Source organism: Pseudomonas sp. NY15356, from assembly GCF_048068175.1.
In the GTDB taxonomy this organism is placed as follows: domain Bacteria; phylum Pseudomonadota; class Gammaproteobacteria; order Pseudomonadales; family Pseudomonadaceae; genus Aquipseudomonas; species Aquipseudomonas putida_K.
On record NZ_JBLUPW010000003.1, the window covers coordinates 163,282 to 180,083 of the forward strand.

At 64.4% G+C, this 16,802-nt stretch carries 17 protein-coding genes; 7 read left to right on the plus strand and 10 right to left on the minus strand.

Going from position 1 to position 16,802, the window contains the following annotated elements:
- Positions 1 to 109 precede the first annotated feature (109 nt).
- Genes ACNFCI_RS04580 through def form a run of 5 tightly spaced genes read right to left on the minus strand, consistent with a single transcriptional unit; the run spans position 110 to position 4,631 of the window.
- Entirely contained in the window at positions 110 to 418 is a 309-nt protein-coding gene (locus ACNFCI_RS04580; protein WP_084855235.1) for a tetratricopeptide repeat protein, read from the minus strand.
- A 12-nt stretch (positions 419 to 430) separates the two neighbouring features.
- Positions 431 to 1,804: a Trk system potassium transporter TrkA gene (gene trkA / locus ACNFCI_RS04585; RefSeq protein ID WP_084855234.1), complete on the minus strand. Its 1,374-nt coding sequence runs from the start codon at positions 1,802 to 1,804 to the stop codon at positions 431 to 433.
- 21 nt (positions 1,805 to 1,825) lie between these two features.
- Entirely contained in the window at positions 1,826 to 3,136 is a 1,311-nt protein-coding gene (gene rsmB, locus ACNFCI_RS04590) for a 16S rRNA (cytosine(967)-C(5))-methyltransferase RsmB (RefSeq protein ID WP_084855233.1), read from the minus strand.
- Complete coding sequence (gene fmt / locus ACNFCI_RS04595) at positions 3,133 to 4,065, minus strand: methionyl-tRNA formyltransferase (protein WP_084855232.1); 933 nt, start codon at positions 4,063 to 4,065, stop codon at positions 3,133 to 3,135. The genes rsmB and fmt overlap by 4 nt, the downstream gene beginning before the upstream one ends.
- Positions 4,066 to 4,124: 59 nt before the next feature.
- Positions 4,125 to 4,631 carry a peptide deformylase gene (def, locus tag ACNFCI_RS04600; RefSeq protein WP_016394290.1) on the minus strand — a complete coding sequence of 169 codons (507 nt, stop codon included), beginning with the start codon at positions 4,629 to 4,631 and terminating at the stop codon, positions 4,125 to 4,127.
- Positions 4,632 to 4,839: 208 nt separating this feature from the next.
- Here def and dprA point away from each other — a divergent pair, with 208 nt between their 5' ends.
- Both dprA and ACNFCI_RS04610 read left to right on the plus strand, forming a co-directional pair.
- Positions 4,840 to 5,937 carry a DNA-processing protein DprA gene (gene dprA / locus ACNFCI_RS04605; protein WP_084855231.1) on the plus strand — a complete coding sequence of 366 codons (1,098 nt, stop codon included), beginning with the start codon at positions 4,840 to 4,842 and terminating at the stop codon, positions 5,935 to 5,937.
- A gap of 37 nt (positions 5,938 to 5,974) precedes the next feature.
- Positions 5,975 to 6,532: an L-threonylcarbamoyladenylate synthase gene (locus ACNFCI_RS04610; protein WP_084855230.1), complete on the plus strand. Its 558-nt coding sequence runs from the start codon at positions 5,975 to 5,977 to the stop codon at positions 6,530 to 6,532.
- Between the two features lie 227 nt (positions 6,533 to 6,759).
- On the opposite strand, the gene ACNFCI_RS04615 is transcribed toward ACNFCI_RS04610, so the two are convergent.
- A complete protein-coding gene (locus tag ACNFCI_RS04615; protein ID WP_368828709.1) occupies positions 6,760 to 7,737 on the minus strand; it encodes an NADPH:quinone reductase in 978 nt (325 codons plus the stop codon).
- Between the two features lie 136 nt (positions 7,738 to 7,873).
- Here ACNFCI_RS04615 and hemF point away from each other — a divergent pair, with 136 nt between their 5' ends.
- From hemF to ACNFCI_RS04630, 3 genes are all read left to right on the plus strand, one after another.
- Positions 7,874 to 8,785 carry an oxygen-dependent coproporphyrinogen oxidase gene (hemF, locus tag ACNFCI_RS04620; RefSeq protein ID WP_368828708.1) on the plus strand — a complete coding sequence of 304 codons (912 nt, stop codon included), beginning with the start codon at positions 7,874 to 7,876 and terminating at the stop codon, positions 8,783 to 8,785.
- Positions 8,786 to 8,811: 26 nt separating this feature from the next.
- Positions 8,812 to 9,636: a shikimate dehydrogenase gene (gene aroE / locus ACNFCI_RS04625; protein WP_084855227.1), complete on the plus strand. Its 825-nt coding sequence runs from the start codon at positions 8,812 to 8,814 to the stop codon at positions 9,634 to 9,636.
- Between the two features lie 172 nt (positions 9,637 to 9,808).
- Complete coding sequence (locus ACNFCI_RS04630) at positions 9,809 to 10,288, plus strand: hypothetical protein (protein WP_368828707.1); 480 nt, start codon at positions 9,809 to 9,811, stop codon at positions 10,286 to 10,288.
- A 123-nt stretch (positions 10,289 to 10,411) separates the two neighbouring features.
- Here the strand turns inward: ACNFCI_RS04630 and ACNFCI_RS04635 are convergent, their stop codons facing one another.
- The 3 genes from ACNFCI_RS04635 to betC all read right to left on the minus strand — a co-directional run bounded on the left by ACNFCI_RS04635 (position 10,412) and on the right by betC (position 14,577).
- Positions 10,412 to 11,977 (minus strand): SulP family inorganic anion transporter, encoded by a 1,566-nt coding sequence (locus tag ACNFCI_RS04635; protein WP_324817679.1) that lies wholly within the window; start codon positions 11,975 to 11,977, stop codon positions 10,412 to 10,414.
- Positions 11,978 to 12,118: 141 nt separating this feature from the next.
- Positions 12,119 to 13,045, minus strand: a complete 927-nt coding sequence (gene choX / locus ACNFCI_RS04640) for a choline ABC transporter substrate-binding protein (RefSeq protein WP_084855224.1) — start codon at positions 13,043 to 13,045, stop codon at positions 12,119 to 12,121.
- 14 nt (positions 13,046 to 13,059) lie between these two features.
- Complete coding sequence (gene betC / locus ACNFCI_RS04645) at positions 13,060 to 14,577, minus strand: choline-sulfatase (protein WP_368828706.1); 1,518 nt, start codon at positions 14,575 to 14,577, stop codon at positions 13,060 to 13,062.
- Positions 14,578 to 14,686: 109 nt separating this feature from the next.
- Between betC and ACNFCI_RS04650 the strand changes: the two genes are divergently transcribed.
- Positions 14,687 to 15,586, plus strand: coding sequence for a choline sulfate utilization transcriptional regulator (locus ACNFCI_RS04650; protein WP_084855222.1), 900 nt, complete (start codon positions 14,687 to 14,689; stop codon positions 15,584 to 15,586).
- A gap of 164 nt (positions 15,587 to 15,750) precedes the next feature.
- Here ACNFCI_RS04650 and ACNFCI_RS04655 read toward each other — a convergent pair whose 3' ends face one another.
- Entirely contained in the window at positions 15,751 to 16,368 is a 618-nt protein-coding gene (locus ACNFCI_RS04655; protein WP_324818223.1) for an NAD(P)-dependent oxidoreductase, read from the minus strand.
- 53 nt (positions 16,369 to 16,421) lie between these two features.
- On the opposite strand from ACNFCI_RS04655, the gene ACNFCI_RS04660 reads away from it, so the two are divergent.
- A complete protein-coding gene (locus ACNFCI_RS04660) occupies positions 16,422 to 16,754 on the plus strand; it encodes a DOPA 4,5-dioxygenase family protein (RefSeq protein WP_084855220.1) in 333 nt (110 codons plus the stop codon).
- Positions 16,755 to 16,802: the final 48 nt, after the last annotated feature.

Genomic DNA, 16,802 nt, shown 5'->3' on the forward strand with positions numbered 1-16,802 from the left:
GGGGCGCTGTGCGCCCCTTTCGCGGCACAAGGCCGCTCCTACAGCAAACCGCGGGCCCCTGTAGAGCGGCCTTGTGCCGCGAAAGGGCTGCAACGCAGCCCCGGCAATCTCAGGCCTTGTCCAACTTCTTCAGGAACACGGCCATCTCTTTCTCGGCCTGCTTGTCCCCGTGGGCCTGCGCCGCCACGATCCCCTCCTCCCAGGCCTTGCGCGCCGCCGCCAGGTCACCCTGCAGCTGATAGGCCTTGCCCAGCAGCTTCCACGCCGCGGAATACTTGGGGTCGTGTTCCACACAGCGCGCCAGGTGCACCGCCGCCTCGGCACCGTTGCCTTCGTCGAGCCAGGCCTTGCCCAGGCCGAAGCGCAGCAGGGCGTTATCCACACCCTTGGCCAGCATCTTTTCCAGTGATTCGCGCATGTCGCTTTCTCCTTAGAAGAAGCTCAGGCCCACGTGGAACAGCTTCTCCACGTCACGGATATGCTTTTTATCCACAACGAACAGGATCACATGGTCGCCCGCTTCGATCACCGTGTCGTCGTGGGCGATCAGCACCTCTTCGTCGCGGATGATCGCGCCGATGGTGGTACCTGGTGGCAGGGCGATGTCCTCGATCGCCTTGCCGATCACCTTGCTCGACTTGGCATCACCGTGGGCCACCGCCTCGATCGCTTCGGCCGCGCCACGGCGCAAGGAGTGCACGCTGACGATATCGCCACGGCGCACGTGTGCCAATAGCGTGCCGATGGTGGCCAACTGCGGGCTGATGGCGATGTCGATGTCGCCACCCTGGACCAAGTCCACGTAGGCCGGGTTGTTGATGATGGTCATCACCTTGCGCGCACCCAGGCGCTTGGCCAGCAGCGAGGACATGATGTTGGCCTCGTCGTCGTTGGTCAGGGCCAGGAAGATGTCGGCGTCGGCGATGTTCTCCTCGAGCATCAGGTCCTTGTCCGAGGCGCTGCCCTGCAGCACCACGGTGCTTTCCAGGGTGTCGGAGAGCTGGCGGCAGCGGGCCGGGCTCATCTCGATGATCTTGACCTGGTAGCGGCTCTCGATGGCCTCGGCCAGGCGCTCGCCGATCTGTCCACCACCGGCGATCACCACACGCTTGTTGGTTTCGTCGATGCGCCGTAGCTCACCCATGACCGCACGGATGTCCTTGCGTGCGGCGATGAAGAAGACTTCGTCGTCGGCTTCGATCACCGTGTCGCCACGTGGCGTGATCGGGCGGTCGCGGCGGAAGATCGCCGCCACGCGGGTATCGACGTTGGGCATGTGGGCGCGGATCTGGCGCAACTGCTGGCCCACCAGCGGGCCGCCGTAGTAGGCCTTGACCGCCACCAGCTGTGCCTTGCCTTCGGCGAAGTCGATCACCTGCAGCGAGCCTGGGTGCTCGATCAGGCGCTTGATGTAGTTGGTCACCACCTGCTCGGGGCTGATCAGCACGTCCACCGGGATGTGGTCGTTGTCGAACAGCTCTTCGCGGGTGAGGTAGGCCGATTCACGTACCCGGGCGATCTTGGTCGGGGTATGGAACAGTGAGTAGGCCACCTGGCAGGCGACCATGTTGGTCTCGTCGCTGTTGGTCACCGCCACCAGCATGTCGGCATCGTCGGCACCGGCCTGGCGCAGCACCGTGGGCAGCGAGCCGCGGCCTTGCACGGTGCGGATATCCAGGCGGTCGCCCAGGTCGCGCAGGCGGTCGCCATCGGTGTCGACCACGGTGATGTCGTTGGCTTCGCTGGCGAGGTGTTCCGCCAGCGTGCCGCCTACCTGCCCTGCTCCGAGGATGATGATCTTCATCCGCTCACTCCTAACCTGTTTTTATCCGCGCGAGGCGGCGATCTTGATCAGCTTGGCATAGTAGAAACCGTCGTGGCCGCCTTCCTGAGCCAACAGCTGGCGGCCGTGGGGCTGGCGCAGGCCGGCTTCGGTGGCCAGGTCCAGCTCACGGGCGCCCGGGGTGCGGGCGAGGAAAGCATCGATCACTTCGGTGTTCTCGGTCGGCAGGCTGGAACAGGTGGCGTACAGCAGCATGCCGCCCACTTCCAGCGTCGGCCACAGGGCATCGAGCAGCTCGCCTTGCAGCGTGGCCAGGGCCGGGATGTCCTCGGCCTGGCGGGTCAGCTTGATGTCCGGGTGACGGCGGATCACCCCGGTGGCCGAGCACGGCGCGTCGAGCAGGATGCGCTGGAACGGCTTGCCGTCCCACCAGCTGGCGGTGTCACGGGCATCGCAGGCGATCAGCTTGGCGTTCAGTTGCAGGCGGTCGAGGTTCTCGCGTACCCGCACCAGGCGCTTGGCCTCCAGGTCGATGGCCACCACTTCGCCCAGGTTCGCCTCGGCTTCCAGCAGGTGGCAGGTCTTGCCGCCGGGGGCGCAGCAGGCATCGAGCACGCGTTGGCCGGGCGCTAGCTCCATCAGGTCGGCGGCCAGCTGCGCGGCCTCGTCCTGGACGCTGACCCAGCCTTCGGCGAAGCCTGGCAGACCACGCACGTCGCAGGCGTCAGCCAGCAGGATACCGTCGCGGCTGTACGGGCAGGCGCTGGCTTCAACGCCCGCCTCAGCCAGCAGTGCCAGGTAGGCGTCGCGGCTGTGGTGGCGACGGTTGACCCGCAGGATCATCGGCGGGTGGGCGTTGTTGGCGGCACAGATGGCCTCCCACTGCTCAGGCCAGAAGGCTTTGAGCGACTTCTGCAGCCAGCGCGGGTGGGCGGTGCGCACTACCGGGTCACGTTCGAGGCCCGCGAGTATCTGCTCGCCTTCACGTTGGGCGCGGCGCAGCACGGCATTGAGCAGGCCCTTGGCCCACGGCTTCTTCAGCTTGTCGGCGCAACCAACGGTTTCGCCGATGGCGGCGTGGGCCGGAATACGGGTGTAGAACAGCTGGTACAGGCCGACCAGCAGCAACGCCTGCACGTCTGCGTCGGCTGCCTTGAAGGGCTTTTGCAGCAGCTGGGCGGCCAGCAGCTCCAGACGTGGCTGCCAGCGGGCAGTGCCGAAGGCCAGGTCCTGGACCAGGCCACGGTCGCGTTCCTCGACCTTGTCCAGTTGCGCCGGCAACGAGCTGTTCAGCGAGGCCTTGCCGCTGAGCACGGCGGCCAGGGCGCGGGCGGCGGCCAGGCGTGGGTTCATTGGCCGAGTACCTTGTGGCTTGCGAATTTCTCGCGGCGGCTGTTGAACAGGTCGCTGAAGGCCAGGGCCTTGCCGCCGGGCAATTGCAGACGGGTCAGGCTCAGGGCGCCTTCACCGCATGCGACGACCAGGCCGTCCTTGCTGGCGCTGAGGATTTCGCCGGGCGCGCCCTTGCCTGTGGACAAGTTCGCAGCCAGGACCTTCACACTTTCCCCATCGAGGGTGCTGTGGCACACCGGCCACGGGTTGAAGGCGCGGACCAGGCGTTCCAGCTCGACCGCCGGACGGCTCCAGTCGATGCGGGCTTCATCCTTGTTGAGCTTGTGTGCGTAGGTGGCCAGGGCGTCGTCCTGCACTTCGCCTTGCAGGCTGCCGTCGGCAAGGCCTGCGATGGCCTGCACCACTGCGCCCGGGCCCATCTGGGCGAGGCGGTCGTGCAGGGTGCCACCGGTGTCTTCGGCGTTGATCGGTGTGACCACTTTGAGCAGCATGGGGCCGGTGTCCAGGCCCGCCTCCATGCGCATCACGGTCACGCCGCTTTCGGCGTCGCCCGCTTCGACGGCGCGCTGGATCGGCGCCGCACCGCGCCAACGCGGCAGCAGGGAGGCGTGGCTGTTGATGCAGCCCAGGCGCGGGATATCCAGCACCGCTTGCGGCAGGATCAGGCCATAGGCGACCACCACCATCAAGTCTGGCGCGAGTGCGGCGAGCTCGGCCTGGGCCTCGGCATTGCGCAGGGTCGGCGGCTGGAACACCGGGATATCGTGGGCCACCGCCAATTGCTTGACCGGGCTCGGCATGAGCTTCTGGCCGCGCCCGGCCGGGCGGTCGGGTTGGGTGTAGACGGCCACGATCTCATAGGGGCTGTCGAGCAGGGCTTTGAGGTGTTCGGCGGCAAACTCTGGGGTGCCTGCGAAGACGATGCGCATGGAGTTCTCGCTTGAAAAAGAAAAAGGCTTGCCGGGGCAAGCCTTCTGGAAGGTAGGGATCAGGCTTGCTGGCGGTGCTGCTTTTCCAGCTTCTTCTTGATCCGGTCGCGTTTGAGCTGGGACAGGTAGTCCACGAAGAGCTTGCCGTTGAGGTGGTCGAATTCGTGCTGCACGCATACGGCCAGCAGGCCTTCGCATTCCAGTTCGAACGGCTTGCCGTCGCGGTCCTGGGCCTTGACCCGCACACGCAGCGGGCGATCGACGTTCTCGTAGAAGCCCGGTACCGACAGGCAGCCTTCCTGGTACTGGCCCATGTCGTGGGTCAGTTCCTCGACCGAGGGGTTGATGAAGACGCGCGGCTCGCTGCGGTCTTCGCTCAGGTCCATGACCACGACCTGCTTGTGCACGTTGACCTGGGTGGCGGCCAGGCCGATGCCCGGGGCTTCGTACATGGTTTCAAACATGTCGTCGATCAACTGGCGCAGGGCGTCGTCGAACTCTGTCACCGGTTTGGCGATGGTGCGCAGGCGCGGGTCCGGGAATTCGAGAATGTTCAAGATGGCCATAAGGTCAGGCAGTCACTGTGCGTTCGGTTGAAAACTGAGCACACATAATAAAGGGAATCGGGGGATTCGGCACCTGGCAAAGCTCGGCTAGGGTGTGAAAGGACGGCTGGAACGCCATTTCATGGACAGCTTGTCAAAGTATTATTCACAAAGTTATCCACAGGCTGTGTGCCTGGGATGACCCCTCGTCGATCAAGGATGATCCGCCATGTGCGACCTGTTCCAAGCCCCTTGCTCCCCTGCCGAACTGGAAGCGCGTCTGCGCCTGCATCGGCTTCCCGACATCGGCCCCCGACGATTCCAGACCTTGATCGAAGCCTTCGGCAGTGCGTCTTCGGCCTTGAGCGCACCGGCCAGTGCCTGGCGCGCGCTGGGGCTGCCCGCCAGGTGTGCCGAGGCCCGGCGCAGCCCCGAGGTGCGCGATGGCGCCAGCGCCGCAATCGCCTGGCTAGAGCGGCCAGGCCAGCATTTGCTGATGTGGGACGCACCTGGATACCCCGCCTTGCTTGGCGAAACGGACGATGCCCCGCCGCTGCTTTTCGTGGCCGGAGACCCTGCCGTGCTGGAGCGTCCCCAGCTCGCCGTGGTGGGCAGTAGACGTGCTTCACCGTCGGCGCTGGACACGGCCAGGGCCTTCTCCCGTTGCCTGGCCCAAGCCGGTTTCACCATCACCAGCGGGCTCGCGCTGGGTATAGACGGTGCCGCTCATCGGGCGGCGCTGGAGGCGGGTGGGCACACCATTGGCGTGCTCGGCACGGGCCTGCAGAAACTTTATCCACAGCGTCACCGGGAGTTGGCGAAGGCCATGATCGACCGAGGTAGCGCGGTGGTTTCCGAGTTTCCCCTGGACGCTGCACCACAACCTGCGAACTTCCCCCGGCGCAACCGGATCATCAGCGGCATGTCGCTGGGCGTGCTGGTGGTGGAGGCGAGCCTGGCCAGCGGTTCGTTGATCACAGCCCGGCTGGCGGCCGAGCAAGGCCGCGAGGTGTATGCGGTACCGGGGTCGATCCATCACCCAGGCGCCAAAGGCTGCCACCAGTTGATCCGCGAGGGTGCCTTGCTGGTGGAAAGCCTCGAGCAGATCCTCGAGAGCCTGCGCGGCTGGCAGAATCTGCCACCGGCACCTGTGGAAAACCCCGTCCATCCCCTGCTCGCCTTGCTCCATGCCGCACCCCAGACCAGCGAAGGCCTGGCCAGCAGCAGCGGCCTGCCACTGGCCCAGGTGCTGGCCAGTCTTACGCAACTGGAACTCGAAGGGCGTGTCAGCAACGAAGCCGGGCGTTGGTTTGCCAGGTGCAGCTAAGTACACTGCGCAGCAGGCGTTAATGCGGAGAGATAAAATGGTGAGCAGTTGGCGTGTGCAACAAGCCGCGCGTGAAATTCGGGCGGGTGCAGTCATTGCCTACCCGACGGAAGCGGTCTGGGGCCTGGGCTGCGACCCTTGGAACGAGGACGCGGTGTATCGCCTGCTGGCGCTCAAGTCGCGGCCTGTGGATAAAGGGTTGATCCTGATTGCCGACAATATCCGCCAGTTCGATTTCCTGTTCGAGGACTTCCCCGAGGACTGGATCGACCGCATGGGCAGCACCTGGCCTGGCCCGAACACTTGGCTGGTGCCGCACCAGGACTTGTTGCCTGAGTGGGTGACGGGCCAGCACGATACCGTGGCCTTGCGCGTCAGTGACCATCCATTGGTACGCGAGCTGTGCGCGCTGGTCGGGCCGCTGATCTCCACCTCTGCCAACCCCGGGGGGCGCCCGGCGGCCAAGAGCCGGTTGCGGGTGGAGCAATATTTCCATGGCGAGCTGGACCTGGTGCTCGGTGGGGCATTGGGCGGGCGGAAGAACCCGAGTGTGATTCGCAACCTGATCACCGGAGAAGTGGTTCGGCCGGGTTGACGCGGTAGGCCCGGCGAGGGCTTAAAGCATTCGCTGGAGCTGATTCGCTGCCTGTGAGATCGCGCGCCGCCCGCGCGGCGCATCGCGAGCTGCGCTCCAACCGAAGGCAATTTGAGCTTGTCCAGCACCATAGAGTCTCCCACAGGTACTGTGCAATCCGCAGGATTGGCGCAATCCCTGTGGGAGTGGGCTTGTCCCGCGATGGGCCGGGCAGCGGCCCCCGGGGTTCAGGGCAGTAGAATCGTCGAGCCCACGGTGCGCCGCGCTGACAGCTCCGCCTGGGCCTTGGCCGCTTCGCCCAGCGGATAGCGCTGCTGGATATCCACAACCAGCTTGCCGCTGGCGATCATGCTGAACAGATCGTCGGCCATGGCCTGGGTGTTTTCGGCATTGTTGGCATACGTCCCCAGCGTAGGCCGGGTGACGTACAGCGAACCCTTCTGCGAAAGAATGCCCAGGTTCACCCCGGTCACTGCACCCGACGCATTGCCGAAGCTCACCATCAGCCCCCGTGGACGCAGGCAATCCAGCGAGGTCAGCCAGGTGTCGGCGCCCACGCCGTCATAGACCACTGCGCACTTCTGGCCGTCGGTCAGCTCCAACACGCGCTTGGCTACGTCTTCATGGCTGTAATCGATGGTCGCCCAGGCGCCCAGCGCCTTGGCTCGCTGGGCCTTTTCGGCCGAGCTCACGGTACCGATCAGCCTGGCGCCGAGGGCCTTGGCCCATTGGCAGGCCAGGGAGCCGACGCCACCTGCCGCGGCATGGAACAGGATGAAATCACCGGGTTGCACGGCATAGGTCTGCTTGAGCAGGTACTGGGTGGTCAGGCCCTTGAGCATCACCGCAGCGGCTTGTTCGAAGCTGATCGCCTCCGGCAGCTTGACCAGGTTGGCCTCGGACAGGGTGTGCACGTCGCTGTAGGCGCCCAGTGGGCCGCCGGCATAGGCTACGCGGTCCCCGACCTTGAGCCGGCCGACGCCTTCCCCGACCGCTTCGACCACGCCGGCGCCTTCGGTACCCAGGCCCGAGGGTAGTGAGGGTGGCGGATACAGCCCGCTGCGGTAGTAGGTGTCGATGAAGTTCAGGCCGATCGCGTGGTTGCGCACGCGCACTTGCCCTGGGCCGGGCGGGGCCGGATCGAACTGGACCAGTTGCAGGACTTCCGGGCCGCCGTGCTGGCTGAACTGGATACGCTTGGCCATCTCACACTCCGTTGTCGTCGGGATCGGAAAAGGCCTTCTATCGGACGCCTTTGCTTGATCGCCGTCAACTGCGGCGTGGCGGCTGCCGGTGGTATGCTAGCCGGCGAATTTTCCTCCGTTCCTTCCAGGTGACCCGATGACCAGCCGCACCGAGGCCGTGAAAGCCTACCTGCTCGACCTGCAAGACCGCATCTGCTCTGCCCTCGAAACGGAAGACGGCGGCGCCCGCTTCGTCGAGGACGCGTGGGTGCGCGAAGCCGGTGGCGGTGGCCGCACACGAGTGATCGGTGAAGGCAAGGTGATCGAGAAAGGCGGCGTCAACTTCTCCCACGTATTCGGTGCCGGCCTGCCGCCGTCTGCCAGTGCCCACCGCCCGGAGCTGGCGGGCCGTGGCTTCGAGGCCCTGGGCGTGTCGCTGGTGATTCACCCGCACAACCCGCACGTGCCGACCTCCCATGCCAACGTGCGTTTCTTCATCGCCGAGAAGGAAGGCGAGGAGCCGGTGTGGTGGTTCGGTGGCGGCTTCGACCTGACCCCTTACTACGGCAACGAAGAAGATTGCATCCACTGGCACCGTGTCGCCGAGCAGGCTTGTGCGCCGTTCGGTGCCGACGTCTATCCACGCTACAAGGCCTGGTGCGACCGCTACTTCCACCTCAAGCACCGTGGCGAACCCCGTGGCATCGGCGGGTTGTTCTTCGACGACCTGAACGAGTGGGACTTCGACACCTGCTTCGCCTTCATCCGTGCGATCGGCGATGCCTACATCGAGGCCTACCTGCCCATCGTCCAGCGCCGCAAGGACACGCCGTACACTGCCCAGCAGCGTGAATTCCAGGAGTTCCGCCGCGGGCGCTACGTGGAGTTCAACCTGGTCTACGACCGTGGCACCCTGTTCGGCCTGCAATCGGGCGGCCGCACCGAGTCGATCCTTATGTCGCTGCCACCGCAGGTGCGTTGGGGCTACGATTGGAAGCCCGAGCCGGGCAGCGAGGAAGCGCGCCTGACCGAGTACTTCCTGCAAGACCGCGACTGGCTCGGCCAGTAAGCCCTGTGCCACCCCGAGGAACCCCCATGGACCAGTACGTCGTATTCGGCAACCCCATCGGCCACAGCAAGTCGCCATTGATCCACCGTCTGTTCGCCGACCAGACCGGTCAGGCCTTGGAGTACAGCACTCTGTTGGCGCCGCTGGATGATTTCAGCGATTGCGCCCGTGGGTTCTTCAAGCAAGGCAGCGGTGCCAACGTGACCGTGCCGTTCAAGGAAGAGGCCTACCGCCTGTGCGACAGCCTGACGCCACGGGCCCGGCGTGCCGGCGCGGTCAACACCCTGACCAAGCTCGCCGACGGTACTCTGCAGGGTGACAACACCGACGGCGCTGGCCTGGTGCGCGACTTGACGGTCAACGCCGGGGTCGAGCTGGCCGGCAAGCGTGTCCTCATCCTTGGCGCCGGTGGCGCCGTGCGAGGCGTGTTGGAGCCGATCCTGGCGCACAAGCCGCAATCGCTGGTAATCGCCAATCGCACCGTGGAGAAGGCCGAACAACTGGCGCGTGAATTCGATGAGCTGGGGCCGGTGGTCGCCAGTGGCTTTGCCTGGTTGCAAGAGCCGGTGGATGTGATCATCAACGCCACGTCGGCGAGCCTGGCCGGCGAGTTGCCGCCGATTGCCGAGAGCTTGGTCGAGGCCGGGCGCACCGTGTGCTACGACATGATGTATGGCAAAGAGCCGACACCGTTCTGCCAGTGGGCGAGCAAGCTGGGTGCGGCCAAGGTGCTGGATGGGTTGGGCATGCTGGCCGAACAGGCAGCCGAGGCGTTCTTCATTTGGCGTGGGGTACGGCCTGACACGGCGCCTGTGCTGGATGAACTGCGGCGGCAATTGGCGCGTGGTTGAGTTTGCCATGTCAGGGGTTAAAATGCGGGAAAAAGTATAAGTAGCGTCAGGATTTTTCTATAGCCCGTAGAGAAATATTGGCTATCCATTGGTTTCCTCATACTTGTAAGAGTACTTCGTTATTTTGCGTCATGGTTGACTAGGGGCTCATCTAACTGAGGAGTCCTTTGATATGAATGCAACGCTCAACCAAGCAGTAACCGTCGACTTCGACAACTTCCCCAATACCCACATTTCGGTGGGCGAGGAACTGGACCTGGGTTACTTCATCGTTCGTCATATTTCCAGCAAAACAAACGCGAAAATCGGCGTTGAACGGGCTAACGTGCAAGTTGCCGGGATGGCCGAAGGGCAGGCGCTGATTTTGGCCAAGAGCCAAAGTGGCGATGCGCAAGAAACACATATTGAAATGAAGTACAAAGTTTCTTCCATCCGCTTTGCACTGACTGAACTTCATTTCGAGGCCACGATTGGTTTCTATAATGGCAATGTTTGCCTTGAAACGCGGACACTGGGTTCCGGAACTGGCCGCCGTCGCTGGATCGATTTCGAAGCACCGGTGGGCCAGCGTCTGACGCGTATGGAAATTACGGTCAAGGACCATACCTATATCGACTTCGTCACACTGAATATCCACCACGACAATGCCTGAGCGTTACGAACATTCCTGATTTGCACGGATTGAGGCTATATCAGTAGCCCCCATCGCGGGACAAGCCCGCTCCCACAAGGGCCATTGCTTCACTTGTGGGAGCGGGCTTGTCCCGCGATGGGTTCACTCCTCGAACCGGATCGGACACAAAGCTGCCCCTTCCAGTTTCTGCAGCTCTTCGATCACCTGCGGCCGGGCACGATGCAGGGTCAGGCTTCCCCCATTGCGCTTCAGCCGTCGCGCCTCCCGGTGCAGCATGTCCACCCCGGAATAGTCGATGAAGTTGATTTGCCGCGCATCGACGACCACATTCGGCCCCTGGCAGCGTTGCAGGCGCACCTGCAGGTAATGCGCGGCGCCGAAGAAGATCGAGCCGCCTACCTTCAGTACATCCGTCTCCCCTTCCCGGCTCTGTTGCACCCGCGGCCGCGAGGTGCGTTTCAGGTAGAAGAACAGCGAGGCCAGCACGCCGGCGTAGATTGCTGTCTGCAACTCCAACAGCAGCGTGGCGGCGGCGGTCAGCGCCATGACCAGGAATTCCGAGCGGCTGACCCTGAACAGCGAGCGGATGGCCCGATGGTCCACCAGCCCCCAGCAGATCAGCAGGATGCTGCCGGCCATGGCCGGGATGGGCAGATGGGCGATCAGCCCGGCCCCGGCCACGGCGAACAGTGCCACCCACAGCGCCGAGAACACCCCAGCCAGTGGTGAGCGGGCGCCGGCGTCATAGCTCAGCCCCGAGCGGGTGAAGGAGCCTGAGGACAGGTAGCCGGAGAAAAACGCCCCAACCATGTTCGACAGGCCCTGGGCGCGGATTTCCTGGTCGGCGTCGATCAGTTGTTCGGAGCGTGCCGACAACGAACGGGCGATCGACAGGCTGGTGACCAGCCCCAGCATGCCCACCGCCACGGCACTGGGCAGCAGGCGCAGGATCAATTCGAGGTCCAGCAGCGGCAAGGGGCTCAGCGGCGGCAGCTGGCCGATGAACGCCGGTACCCGCTGTACATGGTCGAAGATGCCGGGCAGCAGCCAGGCGACCAGGCTCACCAGCACCAGGCTGATCAACAGGCTGGGCCAGCGCGGGCGCCAGAGCTTGAGCGCGATCCCGCCCAGCAATGTGGCCAGGCCTAGGGCCAGTGACGGCAAGTCGACCTCGCCGGCGTGCGCGAGCAGGTCCTGCAGGGTGCGCAGCGCCGTGGCCTGGCTCGGCAGGTCCATGCCCAGCAGGTTCGGCAATTGGCCCAGGGCAATGACCACCGCAGCGCCCAGCGTGAAGCCGAGTACCACCGAGTGGGAGACGAAATTGACCAGTGCGCCGAAGCGCAGCAGGCCCAGCAGCAACTGGAACACTCCACCGAGGAAGGTCAGTAGCAGGACCAGGGTGATGTAGTCGTCGCTGCCGGCCAGGGCCAGCGAACTGACGCTGGCGTAGAGCACGATGGAGATGGCGGCGGTCGGGCCACAGATCAGGTGCCAGGAGGAACCCCACAGGCATGCCACCAGTACCGGGACGATGGCGGCGTACAGGCCGTACTCGGCCGGCAGGCCGGCGATCAGGGCGTAGGCGATCGATTGTGGCAAGGCGAGGATCGCGCCGCTCAGGCCGACCAGCAGGTCCTGGCGCAGGCTACGGCCCGATTGGCGGGGGAGCCAGGAGAGGAAGGGCAGCAGGTGGGTCAGGCGGGGCATGGGCGATACAAATTCCTGAAGTGTTCATCAGCCCCTGTGGGAGCGGGTTTACCCGCGAAGCGACCGGCGCGGTGCATGGCACCGGCTTTGCCGGTACTCGCGGGCAGATCCGCTCCCCACAGGGGCATGTGCCGTAAAGAATCAGAGTCTAGCTTTTATGGCCTCCAAGGCATTACCACCCGCCTTGGTGGTCACCCCGGCCAACCAACCGTCCAGCACGTGCGGATGTGCCTTCACCCAGGCCTTGGCCGCTTCGTCGAAGCTGACCTTTCTATCCACCACCTCGGCCATGATGCTGTTCTCCATGTCCAGGCTGAAGCTCAGGTTGCCCAGCAGCTTCGCTGCATTCGGGCAGGTCTGTGGGTAACCGTTGCGCACCAGGGTATACACGTCACCTTTGCTGCCGAACCACTTCTCCCCGCCGGTCAGGTAATGCATTTTCAGCTTCACGTTCATCGGGTGCGGGGTCCAACCGAGGAAGGTGATGAACTGTTGTTTCTGTGTGGCCCGCTGCACCTGGGTGAGCATCGCCTGTTCGCTGGACTCCACCAGCTTCCAGTCACCCAGGCCGAACTCATTCTTGTCGATGATCTCCTTGAGTGACAGGTTGGCCGGCGCGCCTGAGCCGATGCCATAGAGCTTCTGGTCGAACTGGTCGGCATGTTTCTGCAGATCGGCGAAATCCTTTACACCGGCGTTCCAGACGTAGTCAGGCACTGCCAGGGTGAACTCGGTGCCCTGCAGGTTGCGGGCCAGGCGCTGGACATCGCCGCTGGCGACGAACTTGTCATGGAAGCCTTGCTGGGCGGGCATCCAGTTGCCGAGGAAGGCGTCCACCCGGCCATCCTTGAGGCCACCATAGATGATCGGCACGGCCAGGTTGTCGATCTTCACCCGGTAGCCGAGCCCTTCCAGGAGCAGGCGGGCGATGGCGTTGGTAGTGGCGATATCGCTCCAGCCAGGGTCGGCCATCTTCACGGTGGTGCATTGGGCATCGCTGTCGGCGTGGGCCGTGATGGCGGCCAGGCCCAAGGCCAGGGCGATCACGGTTGTGGAGAACTTCTTCATGGCGGCCTCTCTACTCAATCCAGGGGTGCGGGCTGTGGATAACGTGCCTTGCGCTCGAGGTCGTCGAGATCGATGTGGTTGCGCATGTACTGTTGGCTGGCATCCACCCATGGTTGGTGGTCCCAGCTCTTCAGCTTGCCGATGGCCAGTGCCTCGGCCACCAGGCGACGGCGCCGTTGGCTGGCCAGTACTTGCTCGCGCAGGGCGGGAATGTCCCAGCGTTGGCGGGCTTGATCGACAAATGCCTGCAGCAGCGCCTGGTGGTCCGGGCTGCCGGTGAGGTTCTCCCGCTCATGCGGGTCGCGGCTCAGGTCATAGAGTAAACAGGGGTCGTCTTCGCTGTACACAAACTTGTAGGGGCCACGGCGGATCATCATCAACGGGCCGACCGTGCCTTCGGCCATGTACTCCCCGATCACCTCGTCGTGCCCGCCCTGCCCCTGCAGGTGGCCGAGCAGCGAACGGCCATCGAGGTGCAGGTCTTTTTCCACTTCGCCGCCGGCCAGTTCCACCAGGGTCGGCAGCAGGTCGCAGGTGGACACGGCCGCGCTCACCCGTGCCGGGCCGAAGCGCTTGGGCGCGTGGACCAGCAGCGGCACCCGGGCCGACATCTCGAACCAGTGCATCTTGTACCAGAGCCCGCGCTCGCCAAGCATGTCGCCATGGTCGCCCGAGAAGACGATCAGGGTGTCGTCGGCCAGGTCGCATTCCTCGAGGGTCTGCAGCAGCTTGCCGATGTTGTCGTCGATATAGCTGCAGGCGCCGAAGTAGGCACGGCGAGCGTCGCGGATCTTGTGCGCGGGCAGCGGTTTGTCCCATAGGTCGTAGACCTTGAGCAGGCGTTGCGAGTGGGGGTCCTGTTCATCCTGGGCCAGGACCTCGCCCGGCAGGGGAATATCCACGCCTTCGTAGAGATCCCAGTAGGGCTTGGGAATGGTGTAGGGGTCGTGGGGGTGGGTCATGGACACGGTCAGGCAGAATGGCCGGCCATCGCCTTCGCGCACATGGTCGTAGAGGTACTGGCGGGCCTTGAACACCACCTCCTCGTCGAAATCCAGCTGGTTGGTACGCACGCAAGGGCCTGCCTGCAGCACCGACGACATGTTGTGGTACCAGCTGGGGCGCTGGTCGGGTGCGTCCCAGTTCACCGCCCAGCCGTAGTCGGCCGGGTAGATGTCGCTGGTCAGCCGCTCTTCATAGCCATGCAACTGGTCGGGGCCGCAGAAGTGCATCTTGCCCGACAGCGCGGTGCGATAGCCCAGGCGGCGCAGGTAATGGGCGTAGGTCGGCACATCGGCTGGGAAGTCCGCCGCGTTGTCGTAGGCGCCGATGCGGCTGGGCAACTGGCCACTGACCAGGGTGAAGCGCGACGGTGCGCACAGCGGGCTGTTGCAGTAGGCGGCATCGAATACCACCGCCTGTTCGGCCAGGCGGCTCAGGTGCGGCATCCTGATCGGTGATGGGTTGTAGATCGGCAGCAAGGGCGCGGCCATCTGGTCGGCCATGATGAACAGGATGTTGGGTCGCTTCATGGTTGCGTTCCATCGTTGAAGGTTATGGGAACCGCTTGCGAATCAGGATGCGACCGTGGATAACATGGGTAAAGCCCATGGCGGGCAATGAGTGGGATTAGTTGCGCTTATGTTTGAACACCTTGCCGACCTGTCCCTGGACACGCTGCGTGTCTTCGAGGCCGCAGCGCGCCAGCGCAGCTTCACCGCGGCCGCGCTTGAGCTGGGCACCACCCAGCCGGCGGTGAGCCAGCAGGTCAAGCGCCTGGAGGCGCAGTTGGGCACGCGCTTGTTCGACCGGATCTACCGGGGTATCGAGCTGACCGACGCCGGCCAGTTGCTGTTCGAGCAGGTCCATCAAGGCTTGCAGGCCATGGAAGAGGGCATCGGGCAGGCCAGTGGGCGTGCCCAACGCGAGGTGTTGCAGGTGGCCACCGACTTTGCCTTCGCTGCCTTCTGGCTGATGCCGCGCTTGCCTCGGTTCCACCAGGCCTACCCCCAGGTGGACGTGAGCCTGGTGACGGGCGAGCGCAGCCAGGCCATGCTGCGACCGGATATCGACGTGGCGGTGCTGTTTGGCGATGGGCGCTTCCACCAGGGCGAGAGCAGATGGTTGTTCGATGAGGAGGTTTTTCCGGTCTGCAGCCCCAAGCTGATTCATGGCAAACCCACGTCAGCCGTGGCTTTGCAACGATTGCCCCTGCTCCATCTGCGTGGCGAGCAGGCCAGCCGTTGGTTCGATTGGGCGGGGGTGTTCCGTGGCCTGGGCGTGACCAGCCCGCCTCCGCCTGGGCAGTTGCGGTTCGACAACTACACCTTGTTGATCCAGGCGGCGATTGCCGGGCAAGGGGTGGCGATCGGCTGGCGGCATCTGGTGGATGGATTGGTGGACCAGGGATTGCTGTGTCGACCGCTGGAAGGCAGCCTGCGCTCTGAGCGCGGGTATTACGTGGTGTTGCCGCCACGCAAGCGGCGCGGGGCGTTGATCCAGCGGTTCGTGGATTGGCTGGAGGCTGAGCGGGGAGCGTGACTGGGCTGCTGTGCAGCCCATCGCCGGCAAGCCGGCTCCTACCGGTACTGCGCTGTTTTCAGAGACACCGCCATACCTGTGGTCGGGGCAAGCAATTCAAGACAGTTGCCTCCACGTGTCATGTGTACCGCCTTATTGTGGGAGCCGGCTTGCCGGCGATGAGATCAAGGCACGAAGTTAAGGTGTTCCCCCTGGTGCAGGTTCAGCTCCAACGCATCCACCATCCCCGCCGCAACCCGCGCCAATCGTTGCAAAGGCCCGGCCAGCCCGGGCTCCAGGGTTCCGTCGAGGTTGCGAAAGTGCTCGATGCCCAGCGCTGGCACCTCGTCGGGTGCATTCACCAGTGTCCAGCGCAGTGCACTGCGTTGCAGCAGGTCGACGATGTGGTCCATGCATTCACGCGCTTCATCGCTGTGCCTGGCTGGCTCATCCAGTACGTTGAAATCGCCCACCAGCATCAGCCGGCGTATAGTCGTGCGCTGCAGGCCGGCCACCAGGGCCTCGGTCATCTGCCGCTGGGCCGGCAGGTCGCCAGGGGCCAGCGCCGACAGCAGGGCGATCACCGCCGAACCGCCGGCCGTGCTCTGCTCGGCCTGGTAGGTATTTCCCAGCCCACCTATCTTGAAATGCAGGCCCGGGCGTGGGGCATGGCGGTTGAGATCGTCGACCACGGCCGTGACTTCGTGCTGGCGCGACAGCAGCTCCACAGCCAAGGCACTGCCCAGGCTGCTTTCGATCCCGAACAGGACCAGTTTGAACACTGGGGTTTCGGCATTTTTCACCAGATCACTCCCTCTGCTGGCAAGTGATCGTTTGACCCCTTTCAGGAGTAATCGTGCAAAGGATCAAGGGCTACCATGCCCACGTGTACTACGACGCATCGACCATGGCGCAGGCCCGGCAGTTGTGCGAGGAAGCGGCCCGGTTGTTTCCCGTGACCATGGGGCGCATGCACCAGAAGCCGGTCGGACCGCACCCGGACTGGAGCTGCCAGCTGGCCTTCGGGCCGGAAGTGGTGGGGGTGTTGTTGCCGTGGCTGGCGCTGTACCGCAAGGGGTTAGTGGTGTTCCTGCATCCGCTGACGGGGGATGAGCTGGCGGATCACCGGGACCATGCGATCTGGATGGGGGCCGTGCGGCCTTTGGACCTTTCGATCTTTGGGGGATAGTGGGGCCGCTTTGCGGCCCTTTCGCTGCGCAAGGCCGTTCCTACAGGA